Genomic DNA, 23,696 nt, shown 5'->3' with positions numbered 1-23,696 from the left:
GTGTTGTCCTGTCTGTCGGTTTCCGGAATCAATACTTACCGTAAGTGCCTTCTTTAAGAGCGTCAAACAGGTTTGCAGCGGTATGAATTTCGCCGTCATATTCTACCTGTTCGTTACCTTTTAATGTGACTTTGCTGCCATCATCCAGAGTGAACTCGTACAAAGTATTCTCAAGATCTTTCTCTTTGACCAATACGCCCTGGAAGGCTTCCGGGTTGAAGCGGAACGTGGTGCAACCTTTCAGACCCTTGTCATAGGCGTACAGGTAGATGCCTTTGAAATCCTGGTAAGCGAAGTCTTGTGGCACATTCGCTGTTTTGGATATGGAAGAATCAACCCATTTTTGAGCTGCGGCCTGAATATCAACATGCTGCTTCGGTGATACATCGTCGGATGTGGTGAAGTAGCCCGGCAGTTTCTTGTCTTCCTCTTCGGAGAAAGGCATCGCACCTGGATTAACCAAATGGCGGTATGCGAGTAGTTCGAAGGAGAATACATCCACCTTTTCTTTGGTTTTTCGGCCTTCACGGATGATGTTACGAGCATAGTGGTGAGAAAAGCTGGGCTCGATACCGTTGCTGGCGTTGTTCGCCAATGACAAGCTGATGGTGCCGGTCGGCGCAATGGACGTATGGTGAGTGAATCGACCACCTTTCTCGGCCAGTTGTTTGACCAGCTCTGGCTCAACCCTGGCAATTTGCTGCATGTATCGGCTGTATTTTGCGTGCAGCAGTTTACCCTTGAGAAGATCTCCGATTTTGTAGCCATCTTTGGCCAGGTCAGGGCATTTTGCCATCATTTTTGGCGTTACTTCGAACTCGTCATCCATGATGGGGGCCGGGCCTTTTTCTTCAGCCAGTGCCAGAGATTGACGCCAGCCTTCTACGGCCATTTCGCGAACGACGTCTTCCGTGAAGGCTACAGATTCATCAGAACCGTAGGGCATGCGAAGCATGGCAAGGGTTGAGCCTAAGCCAAGAATACCCATGCCGTGACGGCGCTTGTAGCTGATTTCGTGGCGCTGCTCGGGTAGTGGCAGGCCGTTTATCTCTACTACGTTATCCAGCATACGGGTAAAAGTGCCTACAACTTTACGGTACTTCTCATAATTGAAGCTGGCTTTATCTGTGAATGGGTAGTCCACAAACTTGGTCAGGTTGACCGATCCCAGCAGGCAGCTGCCATATGGGGGAAGGGGCTGTTCACCGCAAGGGTTGGTGGCGCGAATATCTTCACAAAACCAGTTGTTGTTCATCTGATTGACTTTGTCGATCAGGATGAAACCTGGTTCGGCGTAGTCATAGGTGCTGGTCATGATGGTGTCCCAGATAAACTGGGCTTTCAGGGTTCGGTAGATGCGGCAGGCTACCTTGCCTTCTTCGTTAACGACGTAACCGTCCTGAACCGGGAAATCGCGGTATAGGAACTGGCTTTCATCGTTCAGGTCGAGACCTTCTTCTTCGGCTTCTTTGCGTGTCATGGGGAATGACAGGTGCCAGTCGGCATCGTTCCGAACCGCTTCAATGAAATCTTCGGTGATCAGAAGTGACAGGTTGAACTGGCGCAGGCGACCATCTTCACGCTTGGCTTGAATAAATTCGATGACGTCAGGGTGGTGAACATCAAAGGTGGCCATTTGGGCTCCGCGACGGCCACCGGCAGAGGAAACAGTGAAACACATGCGGTCGAAAATATCCATGAACGACAACGGACCAGACGTCGTTGCACCTGCACCTGCCACGTAGGCACCACGCGGACGCAGGGTAGAGAACTCATAGCCGATACCACAGCCAGCCTTGAGGGTGAGGCCTGCTTCGTGGTTTTTCTCCAGAATGTCATTCATTGAATCCTGAATGCTGCCAGACACGGTGCAGTTAATGGTCGATGTAGCGGGTTTGTGCGCCTCAGCTCCGGCGTTGGAAGTGATGCGGCCTGCTGGAATGGCACCGTTCTGTAAGGCCCACAGAAAATCTTTCATGTACTTGTCGCGTACATTTTTCTTTTCAACTTCCGCCAGGGCTTTGGCAACCCGCTCGTAGGTTGCGTTGATATCTTTGTCTACAGGCTCACCAGTCTTGGTTTTGAGCTGGTATTTGCTTGCCCAGATATCGAGCGAAGCTTCCTGCATGGGAATCGTTGAGATAACTGCCTGTGCCTTAGCGTTCATTGCCACCCTCTGCTTATAAACGGTGTTCTGGTCTTTAACCCTATATATGGGTTTATTTTGAAGGAGTATAACAGGATATAGTGTTTTGTGAATAAGGTAGAACCTATGGAGTGAGATGGCTGAGCAAAGAAAATCAATGGAAAAGGCCTTGAAAGTTTGTAACTCCGTGCAGGGCCTGCGCTGATGGCCGGTTTGGATGCTTTTGCTCAATTTGGGAGATATTCAGCGGCACCCTGAGAGCTTTGAAACTGCGGGTTTTGTGATCATTGCACGTATCTATTTGCTACGTATCGGTAAAGTGAGTGAGTGGTGTCGAAATGCTGCTGTGGACCACAGGAAGTGATAACTAATATAAAAGGAAAATAACAATGAAAGGCCTGAAACCTACGTTATTAGCGCTGTGTGTTGCCGGAGCGCCGACACTGGTGTTAGCCGGTGCTGGCTTCCAGCCACTGGATGAGGCTTCGATGGGGAATATCACCGGTCAGGCGGGGGTTACAATCGAGCTTGAGACGAAGCTGAACATTGACCGTTTCATCTATACGGATGAAGGGTCGCTGGAGATAAACGACATATTTGTGGGCGGTGCCAACCGAACTGATATGTTTTCAGAGATGGGTGTAAACATGAGCGGGGCTGCAACAGACCGTTTAGATAACATCCGGGTTAATATTGATATAGCAAGCGATGGTGATGCCATCATCAATCTGTTGCCTTTGTCGTTCAATGCTGTTGATTTGAGAATCTCAACCGGTGCATGGAACCTTAAGGGTAGCGGTGGTTCCACGACCATTCTTGATAACTTCAATATGGATGCACTGGTTGGTTCAGGCACCATTCGGATCGATACCGCTACCGACAAACTGAACTTCAAGACAGATATTGCTATTGATGACTTGGACTTCGATGTGCCGTTTTTGGCGCTGGGTATCCGTGACTTTGAGATGACTGGTGCAGATTACGACCTTCAGGCACCACAACCGTTGAGGGTATTTGCTCCCGTGGAGCTGGATATCTATAAAGCTCCCAACGCGAATAATGTTGATAGCCTGGCGATTGATCTGCATACGTTTGAAGCAGATATTCGCATAGGTGGGGTTATCGTGGGTGGTACATCGATCGGTTCCGTCGCATTAGATAATCTGGCGATTACGAATACGTCGATGCTGATATACGGTCACTAAGAGACCTGCCTGTTAAAAGCGGGAGCCAGGGCTGGCTCCCGCTTTTCGTTAGCCTAGTAAGAGGCTGTCGTCGTCTACTGAAAGTCCGCGCTGCTTCTCAAACAGTTCCAGAAGATCTTTTACCTCAAGGCCTTCGCGTTCCTGACCTCCAATATCAAACACTACCTGGCCTTGATGCAGCATAACCGTACGGGTGCCGACTTCCAGCGCCTGTTTCATGCTGTGGGTTACCATCAGGGCTGTGAGTTTCTGCTCTTCGATGATTTTTGTGGTGAGCTCCAGTACGAAGGCTGCTGTTTTAGGGTCCAGCGCTGCAGTATGTTCGTCTAACAGGAGAATAGCTGAGGGCGTTAAACTTGCCATCAAGAGGCTGACAGCCTGGCGTTGGCCGCCCGAGAGTAACCCCATTTTGTCACCCAGGCGGTCTTCAAGGCCCAGTTTCAGTGATGACAAGCTATTCCTGAATTGTTCAAAATATTGTTTTTTTACTGCACTGGTCAGACCACGACGTTGGCCGCGCTTGATGGCAAGAGCCAGGTTTTCTTCAATGCTTAAACCTTCGCAGGTGCCCGCAAGAGGGTCTTGAAATACCCTTGCTACACGACTGGCCCGCTTATGGGTTGGGAGCCTGGTAACATCAAGGTTGTCGACAACAATTTTACCGCTGTCGACCATGACTTCGCCGGAAAGGGCGTTCAGGAAAGTGGATTTACCCGCACCATTGCTGCCGATTACCGTTACAAATTCCCCTTGGTTAACCGTCAGACTCATGCCTCGCAAGGCTGGATTTTCCAGAGGAGTTCCCTTACCAAAGGTGAGCCTCAGATCGGTTGCGCTGATCATATTGCCTCCTCAGGCTTTCTTGCGGCTAAAGCGGTTAGTGAGGTTTGTCCGCACACCAGGCAATACAATTGCCAGGGTGACCAGAACCGCTGTAATAAGGTTGAGGTCTTGTGCTTGCAGCCCTAATACGTCTGCGTTCAGTGCGAAGGCAATAGCCAGCCGGTAGATGATGGCGCCAATAACGCAGGCCACCAGAGCTCGCATAACAGACGACGGGGTAATAACGGCTTCACCACCGATCAGAGAGGCCAGGCCTATAACAATGACGCCCACGCCCATTGTTACATCTGCCGCGCCTTGGCTTTGCGCGAACAGGGCGCCGGCAAGTCCGACCAGTCCGTTTGATAGGGCAACACCAAAAATAATCATGCCGCCTGTGGCAATACCTTGAGCGCGAGCCATTCGTGCATTGGCACCGGTTGCTCGCATGGCAAGGCCAGTTTCAGATTTCATGAAGCGCCATAATAGTATTAGTGAGACGAGCGCAACGATTGCGAACAAGACAACAGATACTTGGTGGTATTCCAGAAATTCCAGATCGTACCAAGGCGTGAGAACCGTGTCCTCAGTCAACAAGGCCAGGTTGGGGCGGCCCATAACGCGCAAGTTGACAGAGTAAAGTGCAATCATGGTCAGGATGGAGGCCAGCAGGTTCAGAATGTTGAGCTTCACATTCAGAATTGCTGTTACTGCACCCGCAGCCATGCCGGCCAGCACGGCCATACCGGTGGCGAGCCATGGATTCCAGCCTGCGATAATGAGCACTGCGGCTACGGCTGCACCAAGGGGGAAGCTGCCGTCTACCGTGAGGTCCGGAAAATCCAGAACACGGAAAGAGATATATATGCCAAAAGCAACCAAGCCATAGATAAGGCCGGTTTCAAGAGCACCGTAGAATGCGATTTCACTGAGCATGGGTAATAGGTCACCGTGAAAGAAAACGGGCGGGCCCTTTTGGGGCTCGCCCGTGTTGGTCAGGCATTATTTGTCGCTTTTGATGACTTCCTTGGCATCCTTGATCAGATCTTCAGACAGGGTGATACCCATGCGCTCTCCGGCAGCAGGGTTCACAAAAAGATCCAGTTCTTCCATGGTTTCGACGGGCATAGTTGCGGGGTCTGCGCCTTCCAGAATCCGGGCGACCATTGCGCCAGTCTGGCGGCCGTGGTTGTAATAGTTAAAACCCAAGGCAGCCACTGCACCACGTTCAACGGTGGCGGTGTCGGCTGCGAAAACCGGAATCTTGGAGCGTTCACCCACCGATACAACGGCTTCTGCAGCGCTGATAACGGTGTTATCTGTTGTCAGGTAGATGGCGTCAACCTTGCCCACGAGAGAGCGGGCAGCGCCCAGGACTTCGGAGGTTTTGGTGGCCGCACCTTTCACTAACTCCAGGCCGCGAGCAGCCAAACGCTCATCGAGAAGCTCAATCAAAGCGACTGCGTTGGCTTCGCCGGGATTGTAAACGGTACCAATACGCTTGGCATCGGGCATTACGCGTTGTAAAAGATCAATGTGCTTTTCGATGGGGAGCATGTCGCTAACGCCCGTGATGTTCGCACCTGGCTCTTCCCAGCTTTTAACCAGCTTGGCTGCAATCGGGTCGGTTACCGCAGAGAAAACCACTGGGATTTTTCTGGCGGCAGCGGCCACGGTCTGAGCGGATGGGGTTGCAATTGCAACGATGACATCAGGGCTTTCGCCAACAAACTTCCGGGCAATCTGGGTAGCAATTGCGGAGTTGCCTTGGGCGCTCTCGTGCATCAGGCGAAGGTTTTCGCCCTCACGGTATCCACGCTCTGCCAGTTCGTCTTTAACGCCTTGGTGAGCGGCGTCAAGCGCCGGATGCTCAACAATCTGTGTAATGGCGACAACGCGGGTGTCGTCAGCCTGAACCAGGCTGGCTGCGGCAAGCAGCGACGCGCCAAGCAGGGTGCGCAGGGTCTTTTTGGCCATATGCCCATCTCCGGTTTTTTTGGTGGTTTTCCCTTGAATGCAGGGACGAAAACTCAAAGTCGTGAAGTTTACCACAGGGATTAGGGGTTAAGGGTAGTGACTGACGGCAGTTTTCAAGTTTAAAGTGACCGGTGTGTGTTATTTCGAATTATTTCGCATTGATCACGTTTTGTTGCGCGCAGATATGTTGAAATGGCCGACTAAAGTCTAATAATACGTAAGTCATCTAACTATAAAGAAAACAGGAAGATCCATGGACTCCACCAAAAAACTCCCGCTCGATATGGTCTACCACTGGGAGGCCACGAAAGCTGACTCTCTTTACATGACTCAGCCGATTGGTAATGGCAAGGTCGTTGAATACACTTGGGGCCGTGCCATTGACGAAGCGCGTCGGGTGGCGGCGTACCTTAAGTCTTTAAACCTGCCTGAAAAAAGCCGCATTGGTCTTATTTCCAAAAACTGCGCTCAATGGGTGATGACGGACTGGGCTATCTGGATGGCCGGGCATATCTCCGTTCCTTTGTACCCAACCCTGAATGCGGACACTGTTCATTACATTCTTGATCACGCAGAGTGTGACGTTCTTTTTGTGGGTAAGCTGGATGACTGGGACATGATGAAGCCCGGCGTGCCTGATTCAGTTCGCTGTATTTCTTTTCCTCTGAGCCCGCCAAATGACTTTGAAACCTGGGATGACATCGTAGCCAAGTACCCACCGCTTGAGGGTAAAACCCACCGGGAACCCGATGAACTGGCAACGATTGTTTATACCTCTGGTAGTACGGGGAGGCCGAAGGGTGTGATGCTCAGCTTCAACAATATGGCTTTCGCTGCTGTTGGTGGTACTCAAACGCTGGGCGTGGGCCCGAATGAGCGGATGTTGTCTTACCTGCCGCTGGCGCATGTTTTTGAGCGGACTTTCGTTGAGCTTGGTTCTCTGTATGCCGGGTTTGAACTTTATTTTGCTGAGTCTCTTGATACCTTTGTGGCAGACCTTCAGCGAGCTGAACCAACGTTATTCCTGTCTGTGCCGCGCTTGTGGGTAAAATTCCAGCATGGTGTGTTGCAGAAGTTGCCCAAGAAAAAACTGGAGCGGCTGTTAAAAATTCCGTTGCTCAACAAGGTTATCAAGAAAAAAGTACTCAAAGGACTTGGTCTCAGCAAAGTGAAGTTTGCAGGCTCAGGTTCAGCACCTTTGTCCAGCGATGTGCTTGACTGGTATCGAAACCTGGGGCTTGAGCTTCTTGAAGGCTACGGTATGTCGGAAAATTTCGCCTATTCACACATGAATAAGCCTGGGCGTACCCGTACAGGCTATGTTGGTGAGCCATTGCCTGGCGTAGAAGTGAAAATTAGCGATGTGGGCGAGATTCTGGTGAAAAGCCCGGCTACGATGATGGGTTACTACAAGGATGAGGAGAAGACTGCCGAAGCCTTCACCGAAGATGGGTTCCTCAAAACAGGGGACAAGGGTGAAATTGATGAGATGGGTCGCCTGAAATTGACCGGTCGTATCAAGGAAATCTTTAAAACCAGCAAGGGTAAGTACATTGCGCCGGCACCTATCGAAAATAGCTTGATGTCCCACGATGCGATTGAAATGGTCTGCGTGTCTGGAGCGAACCAGACACAGCCCCATGCGCTTGTCGTACTGTCTGAGGAAATTCGTCCGAAGTCTGGAGATGCAAACTTCCGCAAAGAGATTGAAGAAAGCTTTAAACAGCTGATTGAGGACGTGAATAAAACCGTAGATCCCCATGAGCAGTTGGCTTTCATTACGGTTGTCAGCGACGAGTGGTCTATTGAGAATAGCTTCCTGACGCCCACGCTTAAACTTAAGCGTAATGTGGTTGAAGATGCATACGAAGCCAAGGTTGACGCTTGGTATGCCCAGAAGAAAAAGGTTATCTGGCAATAAGATGTTCGCCAGTTTTAAAGAAAAAGGCCTGACAATTTGTCGGGCCTTTTTCGTTTTGTCTTGTCTTACTAGTGATTCAGTTCATGGCGCGAGAGTTGGAGATAGAGCGGCTCATCAGAATGATCGGAATAATGCCAGCAACTACAATAATTAAGGCGGGTAGGGCGCTGTGGTAGAGCTGCTCGTCGGATGCAAACTGGTAAACATAGGTAGCCAGGGTTTCGTAGTTGAATGGCCGAAGTATTAGCGTAGCTGGCAATTCTTTCATGCAATCTACGAAGACGACAAGGGCCGCGGTAACCAGAGTTCCCCGTAGCATTGGGAGGTGGACATTCAGCAACGTTTTGCCTGGCGTGTGGCCCAGAGAGCGAGAGGCCATATCCATGCTTGGTGTGATTTTTTGCAGGGCGCTTTCGACACTGCCAGCCGAGACAGCCAAAAAGCGCACGGTATAAGCGAATATTAACGCAAAGGCAGAGCCGCTTAACAGCAATCCCGTGCTTATACCAGCGTGATCGCGCATTAAGGTATCGAGCCAGTTGTCGAAGCCTGCCAGAGGGACGATAACGCCTACTGCGAGTACCGCGCCGGGCATGGCGTACCCAAGGCTCGACAAACGCATGAGAACCTTCATGCCTTTCGTGTTGTGAAGGCGTCGGCTGTAGGCAAGGGTTACACCGATAAATAAAGTCGTTAAAGCTGCTGAACCCGACAGGAACAGGCTGTTGAACGTATTTCGAATGAAATTCGGATTCCAGCTTACATCGAAATATTCCCAGGCGTAGTAGCCCAGTGTAGTGCCGGGAATGATGAAGCCAAAGATCAGAGGAATTGCGCACACTGCCACGCAAACCATTTGACGTGGGAATGACATAGTAAAGCGGTGAATTGGTTCACGATTATCTCTGGCCGCGAATTGCTCCTGTCTGCGCCGCGAATAGCGCTCCAGTGTGACGAGTATTACGACAAACGCCAGCATGGTGGTGGCGATCTGGGCGGCTCCTCCAAGGTTGCCCAGATTCATCCAGGTATCGAAGAGTCCTCGGGTAAGTGTTTGGACAGCAAAAAAATCAACGGTGCCGAAGTCGTTCAATGTTTCCATCAGAACTAACGACAGGCCAACCGCTATGGCGGGCCGTGCAATCGGAAGCACAACCTTGAAAAAGGTGCTTAATGCCGAGTGGCCCAGGCTGCGGCTGACTGCAAATAGAGAGGGTGACTGTTCAAGGAAGGCCGCTCTTCCCAGAAGGTATACGTATGGGTACAACACTAACCCGATCATCAGGGTAGCCCCTTCCAGGCTTCTGATTTCAGGGAACCAGTATTCGCTGGCATTTTGCCAGGCAAACCATTCGCGTAGTGCTCTTTGCACTGGCCCGGCGTAATCCAGCAGGCTGGTGTACACATAGGCAATGACATAGGCGGGGATGGCAAAGGGAAGTAACAGTGCCCATTCAAAGAATTTTCGACCAGGAAATTCGCACATGGTCACTGCCCAGGCCGTAGACAGGCCTATAATCAGCGTGATGGCACCAACCCCCGCCATCAGCTTAAGAGTAGTGACAAGGTATCGGGGTAGAGTGGTATCGATCAGGTGTGGCCAGATATTTTCTTCCGGAAACAGCGCAAGAAAAATGACTGAAAAAACGGGCAGGACAACAATTGCCGTGGTGATAACAGCACTGATCAGCCATCTTTTAGATGTGCGTTTTGCCAATAATGGTTGCGAAAGCCCCGGGTTGGTACTGCTAACAACCTCAGTCATGGCGTTCCTGTTTTGATAGTGGTGATGAGAAGTGTTGCGATTTTAGTTACTGAGTAAGCTCCCTGCAATGATTCGGGTCATGTCATTGTTGAACACTAAAGTAAAAAGGGGGGCATTTAGCATGTCCCCCCCCTCTTTTTTGGCAACACGAACCCGTAGGTTTCTTAGCTGTCGTAATCGACGCGGTCGACCAGCTTCACTGCCGCATTCCGGTTGTTAGCAATTTCCTGCAACGAGAGTGTGTCAGGGTTGATTTCTCCCCATTCTGCTACCAGCCCGGTTGGTTTAATCGCAGGGTTGGCCGGGTATTCCGTGTTTGCTTCAGCATAAATTCTCTGTGCTTCAGCAGAAGACAGGAATTCCATAAGTTTTACGGCGTTTTCTTTGTTAGGTGCGCTTTTGGTAAGAGCAATGCCACTGATATTTACGTGAGTTCCACGACCTTCGGCGTTCGGGAACACGAGGTTCACTTGCTCGGCGATTGGTCGTTGGTTTTCATCCTTTAACATGTTGCCGTAGTAGTAGCTGTTGCCAATAGCAATATCGCAGACGCCTTCGGCAATGGCTTTAATCTGGTCGCGATCACCGCCCTGGGGTTTGCGCGCCAGGTTGTTTTTGACGTCTCTTAGCCAAGCTTCGGTTTCTGCTTCGCCGTGGTGGGCGATCATAGAAGAGATCAGGGCAATGTTGTACGGATGTTTGCCACTGCGGGTGCAAATGCGCCCGGCCCATTTGTCATCGGCCAGCTCTTCGTAGCTGCTGATTTCACCTTCTTTTACGCGGTCTTTGGAGGCGAAGATCAACCGGCCACGGGTTGTCAGGGCGTACCATTTACCATCAGGGTGGCGGAGGTTTTCAGGAATATTATGTTGAAGAACGTCTGTTTTCACGCCGGCAACCAGGTCTTTCTCAACCAGCTCGTTAATCCGTGAAATGTCGACAGTCATCACAACGTCAGCAGGGCTGTTTCGACCTTCTCGCTCAAGGCGTTCAGCAAGACCCTGTTTAGCAAAGACGACGTTGGTTTCAATGCCGGTCTCGTCGGTAAACGCATTCAGTAGCGGTTCCAGCAGGTAGGCTTGGCGATAAGAATAGATGTTAACTTCGCCATCGGCTGAGGCGCTGAGCGGCATAGCGGCCAAGGCAATGGCAGCGGTTGCGGCTAGTTTCATACGCATAGAGGCTTTCCTTTGGTTGCAGTACTTGTGAATGCGTTTCTGTAATTAGGTATCAGAGGCATTTCATAACGACAACCATTCTCATCTATGGAGCTTTCTTAGTCAATATCTCCTTTGGCATATTTTGATGAAAATGGTGTTATGCTTCTTAACACTATAAAAACACTGAACATCGTAGGGATTTCACGAATGCCGGCTAGCGATCGCAGGGTGCATAACCGCACTGCTATGAGTGCAAAAGTAAAGGTGGTTCACGAACATTGGGGGGAGTTTATTTTCTCAACCCGCGATATTTCCGATGGTGGTATTTTTATTTCGTTAGAAGATGCTGTCTTCGAGCCGAATCTCGGTGACCGTGTTGTTGTGCAGGTGCAAGGCTTGCCAATACCGGCGCCGGTACTCGATATGAGAGTCGTTCGCCGCACTGTTGATGGTTTCGGGTTGCAATTTGAGAGTTCTGACGAAGAGTCGGAATAGCGTAACTAAAGAAAAGTGATAATGACCCCAGTTGCCCTGGAAGGCCTGTTGTAATGAGACTGTTTTCTGTTGTTTTTATGAGAATTTTTTTCTTGCTTCTGCCTGTGTTTTTCCTCGGAGGGTGCGCTAGTTACTACACCCACTACGCCATGTTTCCAGCGGAAAACTCTTCGGGTGAAGCCCGGCAGATCAGGGTGTCCTGGCAAACAGCGGATTACCCCGATTGGTGGTTTTTGGGCGATAAATCCACGGTCATGAAGGTTGAGACTCAGTGTAGTGATCGGGTTTGGCGCCTTAGTGATGATAGCCATGAGCAAGCGGGTAGTTGTGCTGAAGGCATTCGTGCCTGTGGTGACGTTAATCTGGATGTGCAGGCCTCTACAGGAAGTGTTGCCGGGGAAGATGTTGTGTGTATGGAGGTTGCTGGCCCTGAGGGTGTGGATCGTATTGCAGATATTGGCGGCATGTTTTCTCTTCTTGTTTCCTGTCGGCCTGCGGCCACTGATCTTCGTAAGGGCGATGACACGGTTCACATGGATTACCTTCGTCCTTCTGTAGCAGCCTATTCTGTGTACGCTCGCAAGGTGCCTCGAGGCACCTTGAATGCGCGCCTGCCTGAATTTGACCAGTCTGAGTGCAAGGAAAACTGATTAGTTGCCACTGGCTACGTGATGCTGTTCACACGAATACATTTCGTAGCTATTCGATAAGTTGAGTTACGTTTTGTTGCTCTACTGTGACTGTTTGCTACGAAATCGTAATAGCATCTTGCAGGTATCGTGGCAAACTGTGAAGCATCGATAATTGCTCTTTGCAGAGGTGCATGGTGGGAGTTCAGCAAAAAAAGCTAGCGGTTCACGATCTTGAAATCGGCATGTTTGTGTCGGATCTTGATCGCCCATGGCACCAGACCCCTTTCCCCATCCAGGGGTTTTACATTCGTTCCCAGAATGATATCCGTGCTCTTGTCTCTCACTGCAAGTGGGTGATGGTTGATGAAGCTGAACGTCGTGGGTCTATCAATGTTGAATCTGGAAATGTTGTCGGTTTCCGACGTCGCGTGGCAACCCGCGGTAATGGTCGTGAGGAAGTTCAGTTACCACCTTTGAGTATTCGTGAGCCGGTAACGCACAAGATTGTTACCACGCTGAAGAAAGAAGTGAAAACGTCAAAGAGATTGCTGGGTGATGCCGAGGTGGCTTTAGGGCGGTTCTTCGATACCGTTCGTGCCGAAGGTGTTCTGGATGTGCGGCCGGTTGCAGACGTTACCAGGAAAATGGTAGCGAGCGTGGCCAGGCAGCCCAATGCGCTGCTATGGCTAAGCAGAACCCGTCAATACGATGATTTTATATATCGGCATGCACTGAACACAGCGGTATGGGCGCTAGTCTGTGGCAGGCAGCTGGGTTTGAATGAAGGGCTTCTAAACCATTTGGGTACCGGCTGCCTGCTATCGCAAGTTGGTAAAACAGCGTTGCCAAAAGATATTGTTGTTCAAGAACATCAGTTGTCTTCGGAGGATTACGAAACCTTTCGGACTTACGTTGATCTTGGTGTGGGTATCCTGGAGCCCGCAGGCGTATCTCGCGCTGTGCTGAGTGTAGTTCAGGGTCACCGGGAGAGACATAACGGCTCCGGTTTTCCTGCGGCTGTAGGTGGCGAGAAAATCCCGTTGTTGGCAAAAATTGCAGGAATTGCAGAATTTTTTGAATCCTTGATTGCGCCTCGTGACGGGCAGGAACCGATGACGCCGGCCAAGGCTGTAGGGTTGCTTTATGAGATGCGTAATATCGAGTTTCAGCAGGATCTTGTTGAAGCGTTCATTCAGGCTGTCGGAGTGTACCCTGTGGGTACTTTAGTTGAGCTTTCTGACGGGCATCGTGGTGTTGTTGTCTCCCATAGCCCGGACCGCCGGTTGTGGCCCAAGGTAATGATTATGCAGGACGCAAACCGAAACCCGCTGAAAACAGCAAAAGTGATTGATCTTGCAAGTTTTAATGAGTCACGGTCGTCGGCTGAAGCGTTGGCGGTGCGTGAATGCCTGCCCCACGGAACTGAAGGGTTGAATCCTGCCGGTTTCGATGTAACTGGTGAATCCCGGTGGTCACTCGGTAAGCTGATTAATCGGTAATCCGCACGCGGAGTGACTTCCGTACCCAGCGATAACTGTCTTCCGGTGTGAAGTTGATGATGATTTCAGACTCTCCGCCGGAATCTCCATCTACAAAGTACTCAACCTCAGCTTCCTGCCAACTCCATGAGTGAACGGCGACCTCTTGAGGACGAGTGCTGATGGCTTCAACGCCATTCTTTGGCAAAGCAATGCCTCCACCGACTTTTTTGAGATTTATTGTTTTCAGCGATGTATCACTGGCGGAGTGTGAAGCAACATGATTGGAAAGATAGTATTTCCGGCTAATGGCGTTGGTAATGCCGGCTAACTCTTTCTGCAAATACTCTTTTGCTTGTTCTTCATCTACGTCTTCGATCTTGCGAATAGATTGGATGATCCTGTCTCTCAGGGACTTCAGGTCTTGCTGATAAGAGATATCAGGATCTGCCTCGTCATCGTTTTCTGGCCGTATGGGGGCGTTATCGATCTCTTCCTGACTGGGCGGTTCGTCACACATTTGATCGCCTTCTTCATAGAAGCAGATTGCTGCGAGTAATCTGCCTGCAGGAGGAATGTAATCATCAGGAGCATCTGGTGGTACGTTAAAATGAGCACTGTTGCTGAAGTCCAGACTGTCCGGAAGATCGGGGTTACTTAATGCTGCATTTAGTTGTTCAATGACTCTGGGACGGATATCTATGCCTTCGTCGTCTTCAATGATTTCCGTCCAGTTCAGTGCCATAAGGAACCGGGTGCGGTTGATGAGTTCAATGTTGTCGAGAAGACTGTTTTCAGTAAGCGTGTGATCTTTGAGTTGTTCGCTATCCACCTTTGGGGTTTGCAGAGCCTCACGCAGTTCGGGCTGAAACTCGAGGAAGCTGACGAATTCCTGGGCTGGTACTCCTTCGGTAATGGGCAGGTTGCCGACTTTTAGTGACAGAGTTTCACCGGGGTAGTAGCGAAATGTGCCTTGTTCGTCTGTAGTGCCTGCCTGGCTGGCCGTTTGATAGCTAAGCCCGCTTATGCCGTGTGCGTGGATGCGCCCGGTCTTTAGATCATCAGAGCCAGACCCGCCGCTGTCAAAGCAGCCGGAACATATGAGTACCACGGAAAGTGGCAGAAATAGACGGCTTAGATGAACGAATTTCATAGTGTATCGAGCAATCCCTTCGCGATGACCTGATGGCCGCAGGCTTTTGTAAGTTGTTGTAACGGCATTATAGGGAGGGTGGCAGCACTATATCGGGAATCCTGTCGCAGTTTCGATGTTTGGCTCGTGTCGTATGAAGCCTGTTCGCCACCTTGAATTTTTAACAGAGCGCCTCAATCAAATAGCTCTCTAACATTTTAGCCGTGAGCTCGGCGAATCTACAGATAACGGTTCGGTTTATGACCTATGCATTAGAAATTGAAGGGCTTGAGAAACGCTATGGAGATGGCTTTCAGGCACTGAAAGGTATTGATCTTCGGGTCAAGGATGGAGATTTCTTTGCATTGCTGGGCCCTAATGGTGCAGGGAAATCCACCACTCTCGGAATTGTCTCGTCTTTGGTTAATAAAACAGGCGGTAAGGTTCGAGTGTTTGGAAAGGATATTGATACCGAACTTTCCGATGCCAAGCTCAATCTGGGCGTGGTTCCGCAGGAGTTTAACTTCAATCAGTTTGAGAAAGTTGTTGATATTGTCACGACTCAGGCCGGCTATTATGGCATCCCACTAAAACAGGCACGGGTGTCGGCGGAGAAGTACCTGAAAAAACTCGGCCTTTGGGATAAGCGAAATACGCCGTCCCGGATGTTGTCGGGCGGAATGAAGCGGCGATTAATGATTGCCCGAGCCTTGGTGCATGAGCCTCGCTTGTTGATACTTGATGAGCCGACAGCGGGGGTGGATATCGAGTTGCGCCGCTCCATGTGGCAGTTTCTTGAAGAAATTAACCGGCAAGGTACAACGATTATTCTGACTACCCATTATTTGGAAGAGGCAGAGGCTCTTTGCCGTAATATTGCGATCATTGATCAAGGTGAAATTATCCGCCACACAGGTAAGCGTGAACTGCTTCAGCAACTGAATGTTGAGACTTTCGTTCTTGATACCGACCAAGCCCTGGACGCTGTACCGGAGCTACCGGGGTTTCACTGTGTGATCAATAGTGACGGAGCACTGGAGGTTGATGTGGCCAAAGGCCAGGGTCTGAATGCGTTGTTTTTGGAATTGGAAAACAAAGCTATCAAAGTGAACAGCATGCGGACCAAAGCCAACCGGCTGGAGGAGTTGTTTGTGCGTATGGTTGAAGATAATGCTTTGGAGCATGGCAAGGCTGAAGGAGGCAGAGCATGACCCCTCGAGCACTCTGGACGGCTTTCCAAACTATCGTGCTGCGTGAGGTTCGCCGTTTTACCCGGATTTGGCCTCAGACGCTGGTGCCTCCTGCTGTGACCATGACGCTGTATTTTATTATTTTTGGGAACTTGATTGGCTCTCGCATTGGTGACATGGGCGGGTTCGATTATATGCAGTTTATTGTGCCCGGTCTGATCATGATGGCGGTGATCACTAACTCCTACGCAAACGTTGTGTCATCATTTTTCTCCATGAAATTTCAGAGGAGCATTGAGGAGCTCCTGGTATCGCCGGTACCAAACTGGATTATTCTGGCTGGCTACGTGGTGGGTGGTATGGCCAGGGGGCTTATTATCGGGTTTATTGTGACCCTGTTGTCGCTTGTCTTTACCAGTCTTTCGATTCACAACCTGCCAATGGTTGTGCTCACGGTGTTTCTCACGTCAGCATTGTTTTCGCTGGGGGGCTTCATCAATGCTATGTTGGCTACCAAGTTTGATGATGTGTCTATCGTGCCTACGTTTGTGCTGACCCCTCTGACCTATCTGGGTGGCGTGTTCTACAGCATTGATTTGCTACCGGAGTTTTGGCAGAGCATTTCTATGGCAAATCCGATTCTCTATATGGTGAACGGTTTCCGTTACGGCATACTGGGTGTTTCGGATGTCAATCCGTTTGTCTCGCTTGGTATGATTCTGGTCTTCATTGTTCTGTTGGCGACCATTGCTTTGCGCATGCTGGCGCGAGGCAAAGGTATTCGTCACTAACGGGGTTCCGATACTATTTATGGCATTGCATAACGCTCCGCTGGGAAAATCCAGCGAATACCCGAATCAATACGATCCCGCGCTGTTATTCCCTGTTGCCCGGGCGGAAAATCGGCGTCGTCTTGGTCTTGAGGATGGTCGCTGGCCCTGGTTTGGTGAGGATATGTGGCAGGCTTGGGAGCTGTCCTGGTTACGGCCTGGTGGGGTGCCGGTGGTCGCTTGGGCGGAAATCCGTTTCCCGGCTGCATCGCCCTCAATTGTTGAAAGTAAGTCACTGAAGTTGTACCTGAATTCTCTGAATCAGGCTGTTTTTTCCTCTAAAGAGCAGGTGGCAGAAACCATCACCCGGGATCTGTCCAAAGTGTGTGGCGGTGCGGTAGATGTACATCTGCTGAGTGTTGACGAAACGGCTGCGGCTATCGGTCGGCCCGAAGGATATCAGTTGATTGATGATGAGCCGGTTGAGAACGTAGTTTACGATTACTCTCCGGAATCCCTGGTGGCATCAGGCCCTGAAGTGACGGAACAGCTATGCTCGCACCTCTTGAAGAGTAACTGCCCGGTTACGGGACAGCCAGATTGGGCGACGATTTTTGTCCGGTATACCGGTCCGGCTATAAAGCATGCAGGATTACTGCGCTATATCATTAGTTTTCGCCAGAAACAGGACTTCCATGAGCACTGTGTAGAGACCGTGTTTATGGATTTGATGACCCGCTGTAAGCCAAAAGATCTGATGGTTTGTGCCCGTTATACCCGACGTGGCGGCCTGGATATTAATCCCTGGCGGAGCACAAGCCCGGACGTTGGGGTGGGGCCAAGGTTGGTTCGGCAATAGTCGGCGGGGAGGGTGTTATTCTGTATCGTCTTCTTGTCTCAGGCGGTCAGCAGCATCTTCAAGCGCGGTAAGAATGGATTTGCGCTCACGTTCGGTGATCTTGTCAGAATCCAGGTACATGGCAAAACCGCTGTGCTCATGTTCCATGAAGCTGCGGTTTGGCCCCATATCTCTGCGGAAGTCCACAACCTCGTAAATAGGTACAGGTTTGCCGAAACCTTTAACGGTGATCTCGCCTTTATCCCTGCACATGATACGGTCTTTGATTAGCGAGAAAGTTTCATAGGAAACCAGAATTTCACCGGCCTCTGCCAGGGATTCCAAACGGCTGGCGAGGTTCACTTCCTTACCGATAATGGTGTAGTCCATACGGTTTTCCGCACCGAAGTTGCCAACCGTAGTGTAGCCGGTGCTGATGCCCATGCGTATTTCCAGGGGGGTTTTAATACCCTGGCTACGCCATTTTTGTCGCATGATTTTCATGTGCTTACGCATGTCTATAGCCATCGATACGCAGGCGAAGGCATCTTCCCGTTGACCGCGGCTGGTAGGGTCGCCGAAGAACACCATAATGGAATCACCCACAAATTTATCGATGGTGCCGCCGTATCGCAGGGCTACCTGAGACATTTCGTTAAAGTAGTGGTTCAGTAGCTCAGTGAGGGCTTCGGGCTCCATTTCTTCAGACAGTTCGGTAAAGCCCTTAATATCGGAGAAAAAAACGGCGAGTTTTTTTCGCTGGGTTTCCAGCCGGACATCTCTTTCACCGGTAAAAATAGACTGCCAAACCTGGGGTGAAAGGTATTTTGAAAGCTTGTGTGACAGTGCAATCGATTGCTCACGCTGATTCTGTATCTGACTTTTTGCATATAGCAGGGCGCGTGCCTGAACGTGTGAATAATAGGCAGTTACGCAGATGTACAGGCCGGTTGATACAATGGCGACAATACTGGTGAGCATGGGGGTCTGGAAGCTGACGGCTGCACCGCAGACTGCTATTGTAGCGGCAAGTGTGGCTGCGGCGAGTACGGTGCCGAACAACCATTGCCGAATGCCGCCAACAATCAGGCAGCTGAACATTAGCATGAGCACAATGGCTGCGGTGGGTATCGCTACCAGGCCTATGGCGCCGATAAAACCCCCTCCAATGATGCAATCCAGCAGCAGCATCTTTTGCCGGATGCGGGGTGAGTTTCTTAAGAAGGTACGCCGGGTTAGCAGGTGGGTAATATGTGGCCAAATCAGTGCCCCGGCAACAAGCCAGAGTAACCATTGTGAAAACACACCTTGCAGCACGCCGCATACAATAATGGAAGCAGTGGCCGTGTACGCAAGTATGCGACCGTTATAATCCGGCATAGGTGGAATGGCTACAGTGTGGCCGTAGATGTCACCCTGGGGTGCCTTGCTTGCGTTTGCCGTAACATTGCGAAGTTCCACCGGAGCGCTCATCATTTCAGAGTCGGACCCTTTCCTGAGTTGCCGGGTGCGGGTGGATTCTGTTTTATGGCGTTGTGGTAACGTTGAGTGTTGCTCATGGTGTGCTGCCGGACATATTTAATTGTTGGTTGTAACTGCGACTAAAGGTTAACAGTATTACGTAGAACCCACAATTCACCAGCGTTAGCAGTGTGTGGTTGTTTTTCTCATTAGTGAACGAACAGCGAGAGTGTATGAGTTCGATAACCGAATTTCTTATGGGCCGTTCTTCCGAGCCCAGGCTAGAGGCACCGGCCCCACCCAGAGCGGTGGTTGATCTGGCGTTTAAGTGCGCTGCGAGAGCGCCAGACCACGCTTTGTTGAGGCCGTGGCGTTATCTGGTTATAGAAGGCGATGCTCTTGTGAAGCTCGGGCATTTGTTTGCTGACACCTGTCCGGAAAATGCCACTGAGCAGGATCAGGAGAGAGCCAGAAAAGCACCGCTCAGGGCACCGATGGTTATCGTCGGTATTGCATCACCGAAGCCGCATACAAAGGTCCCTGATATTGAGCAGGTGATGTCCGCAGCCGCGGGTATGTCGTTTTTATCACTTGCTTTGGCCGATGCAGGTTATGGTGTTATGTGGCGAACGGGTGCGGTTGCTTACCATCCGCTGGTACTGGAGGGGCTTGGCCTGCTTGAGGGGGAATCGGTAGTTGGCTTTCTTTATACCGGTACAGTGTCTTCGGAAAAGCCTGCAGTGCCGCGCCCGCCATGTTCGGAATATGTGAAGGAATGGACTGGCCCAGGCCAGTTCCGGACTTGGGCGGTATGAATGTTTCGGGGTTGAAGGGTCTCTTGGGGAAATACCTTGCCGCCCTTATCCTGGCAGCTCGAGAATTGCCGCTCAAATGTTAACCTTAAATCCTTAAAACTCTCCTGAAGCCTGCGTCCTTGCAGGCTTTTTAAATTCTGGCATCTTGCTTGCTTTATCTCTTTCAGAACGCAATACCGGCAAACCTTTGTACACAGGTGGCCGGTGCAGATTTTCGGAGGCGGTAATGGCAATTTCATTCGATAGTGCGTTGGGCATTCATGAGCAGGCGTTACACGGTCGGGTTAAGCGTGCAGAAGTACTGGCAAACAATCTCGCTAATGCGGATACCCCAGGCTATAAGGCTCGGGATGTCGACTTCCAGGCGATGATGCAGAAAGCGCAAGACTCTATGGCTGGATTTGCCATGACCACTACTCACAGTGGCCATATGGGCGCATCTGATGCCGGTAGTGATGCTGAACTACTTTATCGTACGCCTCACCAGCCCTCTGTAGATGGTAATACCGTCGATGCTCAGCAAGAGCAGAGTCGGTTTATGCGTAACGCCATGGATTATCAAGCCAGCTTTCAGTTCCTGAGCAGCAAGTTTTCTGGTCTGACCAAAGCTCTCAAGGGCGAATAAGCCGCAGCCAATTTATGATTGAAGGAGATTGTCATGTCGCTTGGTAACATTTTTGACATTGCGGGTTCAGGTATGACCGCACAGTCCCTGCGGCTTAATACGACCGCTTCCAATATTGCTAATGCGGAAACCGCAAGTTCCAGTTCAGATACGACTTATCGCGCCCGAAAGCCCGTTTTTGCTGCGATTCAGGCATCAATGCTGAACCCCGATCAACAGGGATTCGGCGTAACCCAGTCTGAGGGTACCGGTGCAGGAGTGAGGGTCGAGGGTATTGTTGAAAGTGACGCAGAGCTACAGATGCGTTATGAGCCAAACCATCCAGCTGCTAATGAAGACGGTTATGTATTTTATCCCAACGTAAACGTGGTGGAAGAAATGGCAGACATGATGTCCTCATCGCGTAGCTTTCAGATGAATGTTGATGTGATGAACACGGCCAAATCCATGATGCAGCGAATCCTGACACTAGGTCAGCAGTAATAAGGCGAGGAGAGAATTATGAGTGCAGTAAATTCAGCGTCCGCCGCAGATGTGCTGAGCCAGTATCAGATTCAGCCGGAGAACACAGCACAGGGCGGTAGTGAGCTTGGCAAAGATGCTTTTATGGAGCTGATGCTGGCGCAGATGAAGAACCAGAATCCGTTAGAGCCGCAGGACAACGGAGATTTTATCTCTCAGTTAGCCCAGTTCAGCTCTCTGGAAGAGATGCAGAACTTGACCGGCACTGTAGATGATGTGGCGGGACAGTTCCGTTCAAGCCAGGCGCTGCAGGCCTCTGCGATGGTTGGTAAAACTGTATTGGCGCCATCTGGTGTCGGAATTCTTGGAAGCAAGGGCGAGATTACAGGAACTATTAATGTACCGGCTTCCACGGGCGGCTTGCGGTTATCTGTGATGAGCCAGTCGGGTGAACTTGTCCGGCAGATTGATATGGGGAGTAGTGCGGCGGGCGTTGTGTCGTTCCGTTGGGATGGAGCCGATGGCAACGGCAATCCTTTGCCGCCTGGCCCATATCAGATTATTGCACAAGGCAGCTATCCATCAGGGCCTGAACAGCTGGAAACGATGGTTAGTGCCAATGTGGACAGCGTTTCATTGGGTAACGGTGGCACAATTACTTTGAACTTGGCCGGCATGGGCTCTATCGCCTTGGCCGACGTAAAGCAAATTAACTGAACCGGTGGTCAGACCAGGAGGTATAAATCATGGCATTTAATACAGGTTTGAGTGGTCTTCGGGCGGCATCGGTAGATCTTGAGGTGACTGGCAATAATATTGCGAACGCCAGTACGGTTGGCTTTAAGAGTAGTAAGGCCCAGTTCGGAGACCTGTATGCCAGCGGCTTTCTGAGTGGTGGCACGAACCCGATCGGAGATGGTGTTCGTGTGCAGGATATTAAGCAGTCGTTTGGTCAGGGCAATATCAGTTTTACTGATGGTGGTCTGGATATGGCCATCAGTGGTGATGGCTTCTTTATTCTCAGCAATAACGGTGAAACTCGCTACTCACGCGCTGGTCAGTTCGGTATAGATAAAGATGGCTTTGTCACCAACAATCAGAACATGAGGGTGCAAGGTTATACTGCGGATAGTGATGGAAATCTGTCGGGTATTCGGGGCGACCTGAAAATTGAGACAGATAACCTCTCACCGAGGCGCACCACCAGCCTTGAATCAGACCTTAATCTCGATTCGCGGGAATCTGTACTGGAAGCCCGGGTGAATAGACTTGGAGAGGTACCGCTCGGGGATCTGATTGCAAATGGCGGTGACGACTTTGTCGTTGTATATGCAGATGGTAGCCCGAATCAAACCGTTGAGATTCCCGGACAAGTCGACAATGGCGCAGGTGTACTTCGTGACATAACCGCGCGTGAGGTTGCGGGTATGCTCAATGATATTCCTGGCGTTTCATCCTCAGCCACCACGCTGTTTACATTTGAAAGCGATGCAAGTGCTGGTGGCGGTATTGGTTCGCTGGAGACTGCGTTAGCAGACCCTGATTTTGAGTTTTCTATCGCGATAGATGGCCAGAATATACCAATAGCTACGGCGGATGTGAGCACAAAAGAGGAGCTTGTGGAGGCCATTAATTCATCCAGTACGAGCTCGCTGTCGGCTGCACTGGTTGATGCTGTAGACGCATCTGGTAACCCTATCCTTGATGCGTCTGGCGAGGTAGTTCAGGATGTGAGAATTATTGATAATCGGGGCTCCAACCTGACGGTTACATATGGCATTGCCGCCGCTACAGCTGATTATGATAAAAAAGGTGAATTGAGCATTTCAACGGATAGAAGTGTGCAGGATATTACGACTACGAACCCAAATGATCCTGCGGTTAGTAGTCTGGTTGCCGCCGGTTTCGATGCTGGCGATCTTACGATCACCAATTCGTTTAATCCGTTGGACCAGCGTACCTACAATCACGCAACCTCAACCACGATATACGATAGCTTGGGGAACTCTCATGAGTTGACCCAGTTCTTCGTTAAGAATCCTGCACCAGGTAATGGGGTTGGCGTGAGTGAATGGTCAGTGTACCTGCAGATTGATGGTGAACTGGTCGGAGGTACAGCTAACTCTCCTTATACGGCCCGGTTTACAGAAGATGGAACTTTACAGTCGGTTAATGGCGATGCAAATGGCGAGATTATTATCGCTGACTGGACCCCGAAAGATCCGAATGGTGAACCTAATGGTGCTGATGGTCCGCCAATGCCTGGCGAAGCGGTTATAACGCCTATTCCGGAGCCGCCAACCAGCTCGGCGCTTGTGCTTAACCTTGGGAGTACGACGCAATATGGTGCCGCGTTTGGCGTGAACGATCAGCGGCAAAACGGGTATACAACGGGCCGGTTATCGGGTTTGGATGTTTCAGATCAAGGGGTTATTTTTGCGCGGTATACTAACGGACAATCGAAGTCTTTGGGACAGGTAGCATTGGCTTCCTTTAATAACACCAACGGCTTGTCCCCGGTAGGTGAGACAACGTGGGTAGAAACCTTCGAATCTGGCCAGGCGGTTATTGGTGCGCCGGATACAGGCACCCTTGGTGCCATCAAGGCGAGTTCTGTGGAAGAGTCTAACGTCGATCTTTCCGCCGAGTTGGTTAACCTGATTATTGCCCAGCGAAATTATCAGGCCAACGCAAAGACTATCGAAACTTCAGATGCGGTTACTCAGACCATTATCAATCTCCGTTAATCTCCTCATGTAAACATGGCATGACTCCTGCAGGAAGACTGTAAACAGTCAAAAT

At 50.6% G+C, this 23,696-nt stretch carries 21 protein-coding genes; 13 read left to right on the top strand and 8 right to left on the bottom strand.

Annotated features, from left to right (window positions below):
• Positions 1-28: 28 nt before the first annotated feature.
• Positions 29-2,167 (bottom strand): adenosylcobalamin-dependent ribonucleoside-diphosphate reductase, encoded by a 2,139-nt coding sequence (locus ABYA77_RS00615; protein ID WP_372963989.1) that lies wholly within the window; start codon positions 2,165-2,167, stop codon positions 29-31.
• Positions 2,168-2,535: 368 nt separating this feature from the next.
• Between ABYA77_RS00615 and ABYA77_RS00610 the strand changes: the two genes are divergently transcribed.
• On the top strand, positions 2,536-3,351 hold the full coding sequence (locus ABYA77_RS00610; RefSeq protein ID WP_372963988.1) for a DUF6160 family protein: 816 nt from the start codon (positions 2,536-2,538) through the stop codon (positions 3,349-3,351).
• Between the two features lie 48 nt (positions 3,352-3,399).
• Here the strand turns inward: ABYA77_RS00610 and ABYA77_RS00605 are convergent, their stop codons facing one another.
• The 3 genes from ABYA77_RS00605 to ABYA77_RS00595 form a co-directional block, all read right to left on the bottom strand.
• The gene (locus ABYA77_RS00605) at positions 3,400-4,194 is read right to left on the bottom strand and encodes an ABC transporter ATP-binding protein (RefSeq protein WP_372963987.1); all 795 of its coding nucleotides are present in this window, start codon (positions 4,192-4,194) and stop codon (positions 3,400-3,402) included.
• Between the two features lie 9 nt (positions 4,195-4,203).
• Positions 4,204-5,109 (bottom strand): ABC transporter permease, encoded by a 906-nt coding sequence (locus tag ABYA77_RS00600; protein WP_372963986.1) that lies wholly within the window; start codon positions 5,107-5,109, stop codon positions 4,204-4,206.
• A gap of 66 nt (positions 5,110-5,175) precedes the next feature.
• A complete protein-coding gene (locus ABYA77_RS00595) occupies positions 5,176-6,150 on the bottom strand; it encodes an ABC transporter substrate-binding protein (protein WP_372963985.1) in 975 nt (324 codons plus the stop codon).
• A gap of 253 nt (positions 6,151-6,403) precedes the next feature.
• On the opposite strand from ABYA77_RS00595, the gene ABYA77_RS00590 reads away from it, so the two are divergent.
• The gene (locus ABYA77_RS00590; protein ID WP_372963984.1) at positions 6,404-8,071 is read left to right on the top strand and encodes an AMP-binding protein; all 1,668 of its coding nucleotides are present in this window, start codon (positions 6,404-6,406) and stop codon (positions 8,069-8,071) included.
• Positions 8,072-8,147: 76 nt separating this feature from the next.
• On the opposite strand, the gene ABYA77_RS00585 is transcribed toward ABYA77_RS00590, so the two are convergent.
• Both ABYA77_RS00585 and ABYA77_RS00580 read right to left on the bottom strand, forming a co-directional pair.
• The gene (locus tag ABYA77_RS00585; protein WP_372963983.1) at positions 8,148-9,836 is read right to left on the bottom strand and encodes an ABC transporter permease; all 1,689 of its coding nucleotides are present in this window, start codon (positions 9,834-9,836) and stop codon (positions 8,148-8,150) included.
• A gap of 164 nt (positions 9,837-10,000) precedes the next feature.
• A complete protein-coding gene (locus ABYA77_RS00580) occupies positions 10,001-11,014 on the bottom strand; it encodes a Fe(3+) ABC transporter substrate-binding protein (protein WP_372963982.1) in 1,014 nt (337 codons plus the stop codon).
• Between the two features lie 189 nt (positions 11,015-11,203).
• Here ABYA77_RS00580 and ABYA77_RS00575 point away from each other — a divergent pair, with 189 nt between their 5' ends.
• From ABYA77_RS00575 to ABYA77_RS00565, 3 genes are all read left to right on the top strand, one after another.
• Positions 11,204-11,491, top strand: a complete 288-nt coding sequence (locus ABYA77_RS00575) for a PilZ domain-containing protein (RefSeq protein WP_372964122.1) — start codon at positions 11,204-11,206, stop codon at positions 11,489-11,491.
• Between the two features lie 53 nt (positions 11,492-11,544).
• Entirely contained in the window at positions 11,545-12,141 is a 597-nt protein-coding gene (locus ABYA77_RS00570; protein WP_372963981.1) for a hypothetical protein, read from the top strand.
• A gap of 173 nt (positions 12,142-12,314) precedes the next feature.
• Entirely contained in the window at positions 12,315-13,622 is a 1,308-nt protein-coding gene (locus ABYA77_RS00565; RefSeq protein WP_372963980.1) for an HD-GYP domain-containing protein, read from the top strand.
• Here the strand turns inward: ABYA77_RS00565 and ABYA77_RS00560 are convergent.
• A complete protein-coding gene (locus ABYA77_RS00560; protein WP_372963979.1) occupies positions 13,612-14,754 on the bottom strand; it encodes an organic solvent ABC transporter permease in 1,143 nt (380 codons plus the stop codon). The genes ABYA77_RS00565 and ABYA77_RS00560 overlap by 11 nt on opposite strands.
• Positions 14,755-14,993: 239 nt before the next feature.
• On the opposite strand from ABYA77_RS00560, the gene ABYA77_RS00555 reads away from it, so the two are divergent.
• From ABYA77_RS00555 to queF, 3 genes are read left to right on the top strand one after another with little or no spacing between them, the layout of a single operon-like run.
• A complete protein-coding gene (locus ABYA77_RS00555) occupies positions 14,994-15,944 on the top strand; it encodes an ABC transporter ATP-binding protein (protein ID WP_372963978.1) in 951 nt (316 codons plus the stop codon).
• Positions 15,941-16,714, top strand: a complete 774-nt coding sequence (locus ABYA77_RS00550) for an ABC transporter permease (protein WP_372963977.1) — start codon at positions 15,941-15,943, stop codon at positions 16,712-16,714. Before ABYA77_RS00555 ends, ABYA77_RS00550 begins: the two co-directional genes overlap by 4 nt.
• Before the next feature lie 19 nt (positions 16,715-16,733).
• The gene (gene queF, locus ABYA77_RS00545; protein ID WP_372963976.1) at positions 16,734-17,552 is read left to right on the top strand and encodes an NADPH-dependent 7-cyano-7-deazaguanine reductase QueF; all 819 of its coding nucleotides are present in this window, start codon (positions 16,734-16,736) and stop codon (positions 17,550-17,552) included.
• A 15-nt stretch (positions 17,553-17,567) separates the two neighbouring features.
• On the opposite strand, the gene ABYA77_RS00540 is transcribed toward queF, so the two are convergent.
• Entirely contained in the window at positions 17,568-19,007 is a 1,440-nt protein-coding gene (locus ABYA77_RS00540) for an adenylate/guanylate cyclase domain-containing protein (protein ID WP_372963975.1), read from the bottom strand.
• A gap of 218 nt (positions 19,008-19,225) precedes the next feature.
• Between ABYA77_RS00540 and ABYA77_RS00535 the strand changes: the two genes are divergently transcribed.
• The 5 genes from ABYA77_RS00535 to ABYA77_RS00515 all read left to right on the top strand — a co-directional run bounded on the left by ABYA77_RS00535 (position 19,226) and on the right by ABYA77_RS00515 (position 23,641).
• Entirely contained in the window at positions 19,226-19,807 is a 582-nt protein-coding gene (locus ABYA77_RS00535) for a nitroreductase (RefSeq protein WP_372963974.1), read from the top strand.
• Positions 19,808-20,033: 226 nt separating this feature from the next.
• Complete coding sequence (flgB, locus tag ABYA77_RS00530; protein ID WP_372963973.1) at positions 20,034-20,432, top strand: flagellar basal body rod protein FlgB; 399 nt, start codon at positions 20,034-20,036, stop codon at positions 20,430-20,432.
• A gap of 33 nt (positions 20,433-20,465) precedes the next feature.
• Complete coding sequence (gene flgC, locus ABYA77_RS00525) at positions 20,466-20,915, top strand: flagellar basal body rod protein FlgC (protein ID WP_372963972.1); 450 nt, start codon at positions 20,466-20,468, stop codon at positions 20,913-20,915.
• A gap of 18 nt (positions 20,916-20,933) precedes the next feature.
• Entirely contained in the window at positions 20,934-21,611 is a 678-nt protein-coding gene (locus ABYA77_RS00520) for a flagellar hook assembly protein FlgD (protein WP_372963971.1), read from the top strand.
• A gap of 29 nt (positions 21,612-21,640) precedes the next feature.
• The gene (locus tag ABYA77_RS00515) at positions 21,641-23,641 is read left to right on the top strand and encodes a flagellar hook protein FlgE (protein ID WP_372963970.1); all 2,001 of its coding nucleotides are present in this window, start codon (positions 21,641-21,643) and stop codon (positions 23,639-23,641) included.
• Positions 23,642-23,696: the final 55 nt, after the last annotated feature.

The sequence above is a fragment of the Marinobacter sp. genome, from assembly GCF_041595835.1.
In the GTDB taxonomy this organism is placed as follows: domain Bacteria; phylum Pseudomonadota; class Gammaproteobacteria; order Pseudomonadales; family Oleiphilaceae; genus Marinobacter.
This window is presented reverse-complemented; position numbering and strand designations above follow the sequence as displayed.

Bases quoted from the DNA above. Each gene is read 5' to 3' on its own strand.
- ABYA77_RS00615 (WP_372963989.1), bottom strand. From the start codon at position 2,167: ATGAACGCTAAGGCACAGGCAGTTATCTCAACGATTCCCATGCAGGAA.
- ABYA77_RS00610 (WP_372963988.1), top strand. From the start codon at position 2,536: ATGAAAGGCCTGAAACCTACGTTATTAGCGCTGTGTGTTGCCGGAGCG.
- ABYA77_RS00605 (WP_372963987.1), bottom strand. From the start codon at position 4,194: ATGATCAGCGCAACCGATCTGAGGCTCACCTTTGGTAAGGGAACTCCT.
- ABYA77_RS00600 (WP_372963986.1), bottom strand. From the start codon at position 5,109: ATGCTCAGTGAAATCGCATTCTACGGTGCTCTTGAAACCGGCCTTATC.
- ABYA77_RS00595 (WP_372963985.1), bottom strand. From the start codon at position 6,150: ATGGCCAAAAAGACCCTGCGCACCCTGCTTGGCGCGTCGCTGCTTGCC.
- ABYA77_RS00590 (WP_372963984.1), top strand. From the start codon at position 6,404: ATGGACTCCACCAAAAAACTCCCGCTCGATATGGTCTACCACTGGGAG.
- ABYA77_RS00585 (WP_372963983.1), bottom strand. From the start codon at position 9,836: ATGACTGAGGTTGTTAGCAGTACCAACCCGGGGCTTTCGCAACCATTA.
- ABYA77_RS00580 (WP_372963982.1), bottom strand. From the start codon at position 11,014: ATGCGTATGAAACTAGCCGCAACCGCTGCCATTGCCTTGGCCGCTATG.
- ABYA77_RS00575 (WP_372964122.1), top strand. From the start codon at position 11,204: ATGCCGGCTAGCGATCGCAGGGTGCATAACCGCACTGCTATGAGTGCA.
- ABYA77_RS00570 (WP_372963981.1), top strand. From the start codon at position 11,545: ATGAGACTGTTTTCTGTTGTTTTTATGAGAATTTTTTTCTTGCTTCTG.
- ABYA77_RS00565 (WP_372963980.1), top strand. From the start codon at position 12,315: ATGGTGGGAGTTCAGCAAAAAAAGCTAGCGGTTCACGATCTTGAAATC.
- ABYA77_RS00560 (WP_372963979.1), bottom strand. From the start codon at position 14,754: ATGAAATTCGTTCATCTAAGCCGTCTATTTCTGCCACTTTCCGTGGTA.
- ABYA77_RS00555 (WP_372963978.1), top strand. From the start codon at position 14,994: ATGACCTATGCATTAGAAATTGAAGGGCTTGAGAAACGCTATGGAGAT.
- ABYA77_RS00550 (WP_372963977.1), top strand. From the start codon at position 15,941: ATGACCCCTCGAGCACTCTGGACGGCTTTCCAAACTATCGTGCTGCGT.
- queF (WP_372963976.1), top strand. From the start codon at position 16,734: ATGGCATTGCATAACGCTCCGCTGGGAAAATCCAGCGAATACCCGAAT.
- ABYA77_RS00540 (WP_372963975.1), bottom strand. From the start codon at position 19,007: ATGATGAGCGCTCCGGTGGAACTTCGCAATGTTACGGCAAACGCAAGC.
- ABYA77_RS00535 (WP_372963974.1), top strand. From the start codon at position 19,226: ATGAGTTCGATAACCGAATTTCTTATGGGCCGTTCTTCCGAGCCCAGG.
- flgB (WP_372963973.1), top strand. From the start codon at position 20,034: ATGGCAATTTCATTCGATAGTGCGTTGGGCATTCATGAGCAGGCGTTA.
- flgC (WP_372963972.1), top strand. From the start codon at position 20,466: ATGTCGCTTGGTAACATTTTTGACATTGCGGGTTCAGGTATGACCGCA.
- ABYA77_RS00520 (WP_372963971.1), top strand. From the start codon at position 20,934: ATGAGTGCAGTAAATTCAGCGTCCGCCGCAGATGTGCTGAGCCAGTAT.
- ABYA77_RS00515 (WP_372963970.1), top strand. From the start codon at position 21,641: ATGGCATTTAATACAGGTTTGAGTGGTCTTCGGGCGGCATCGGTAGAT.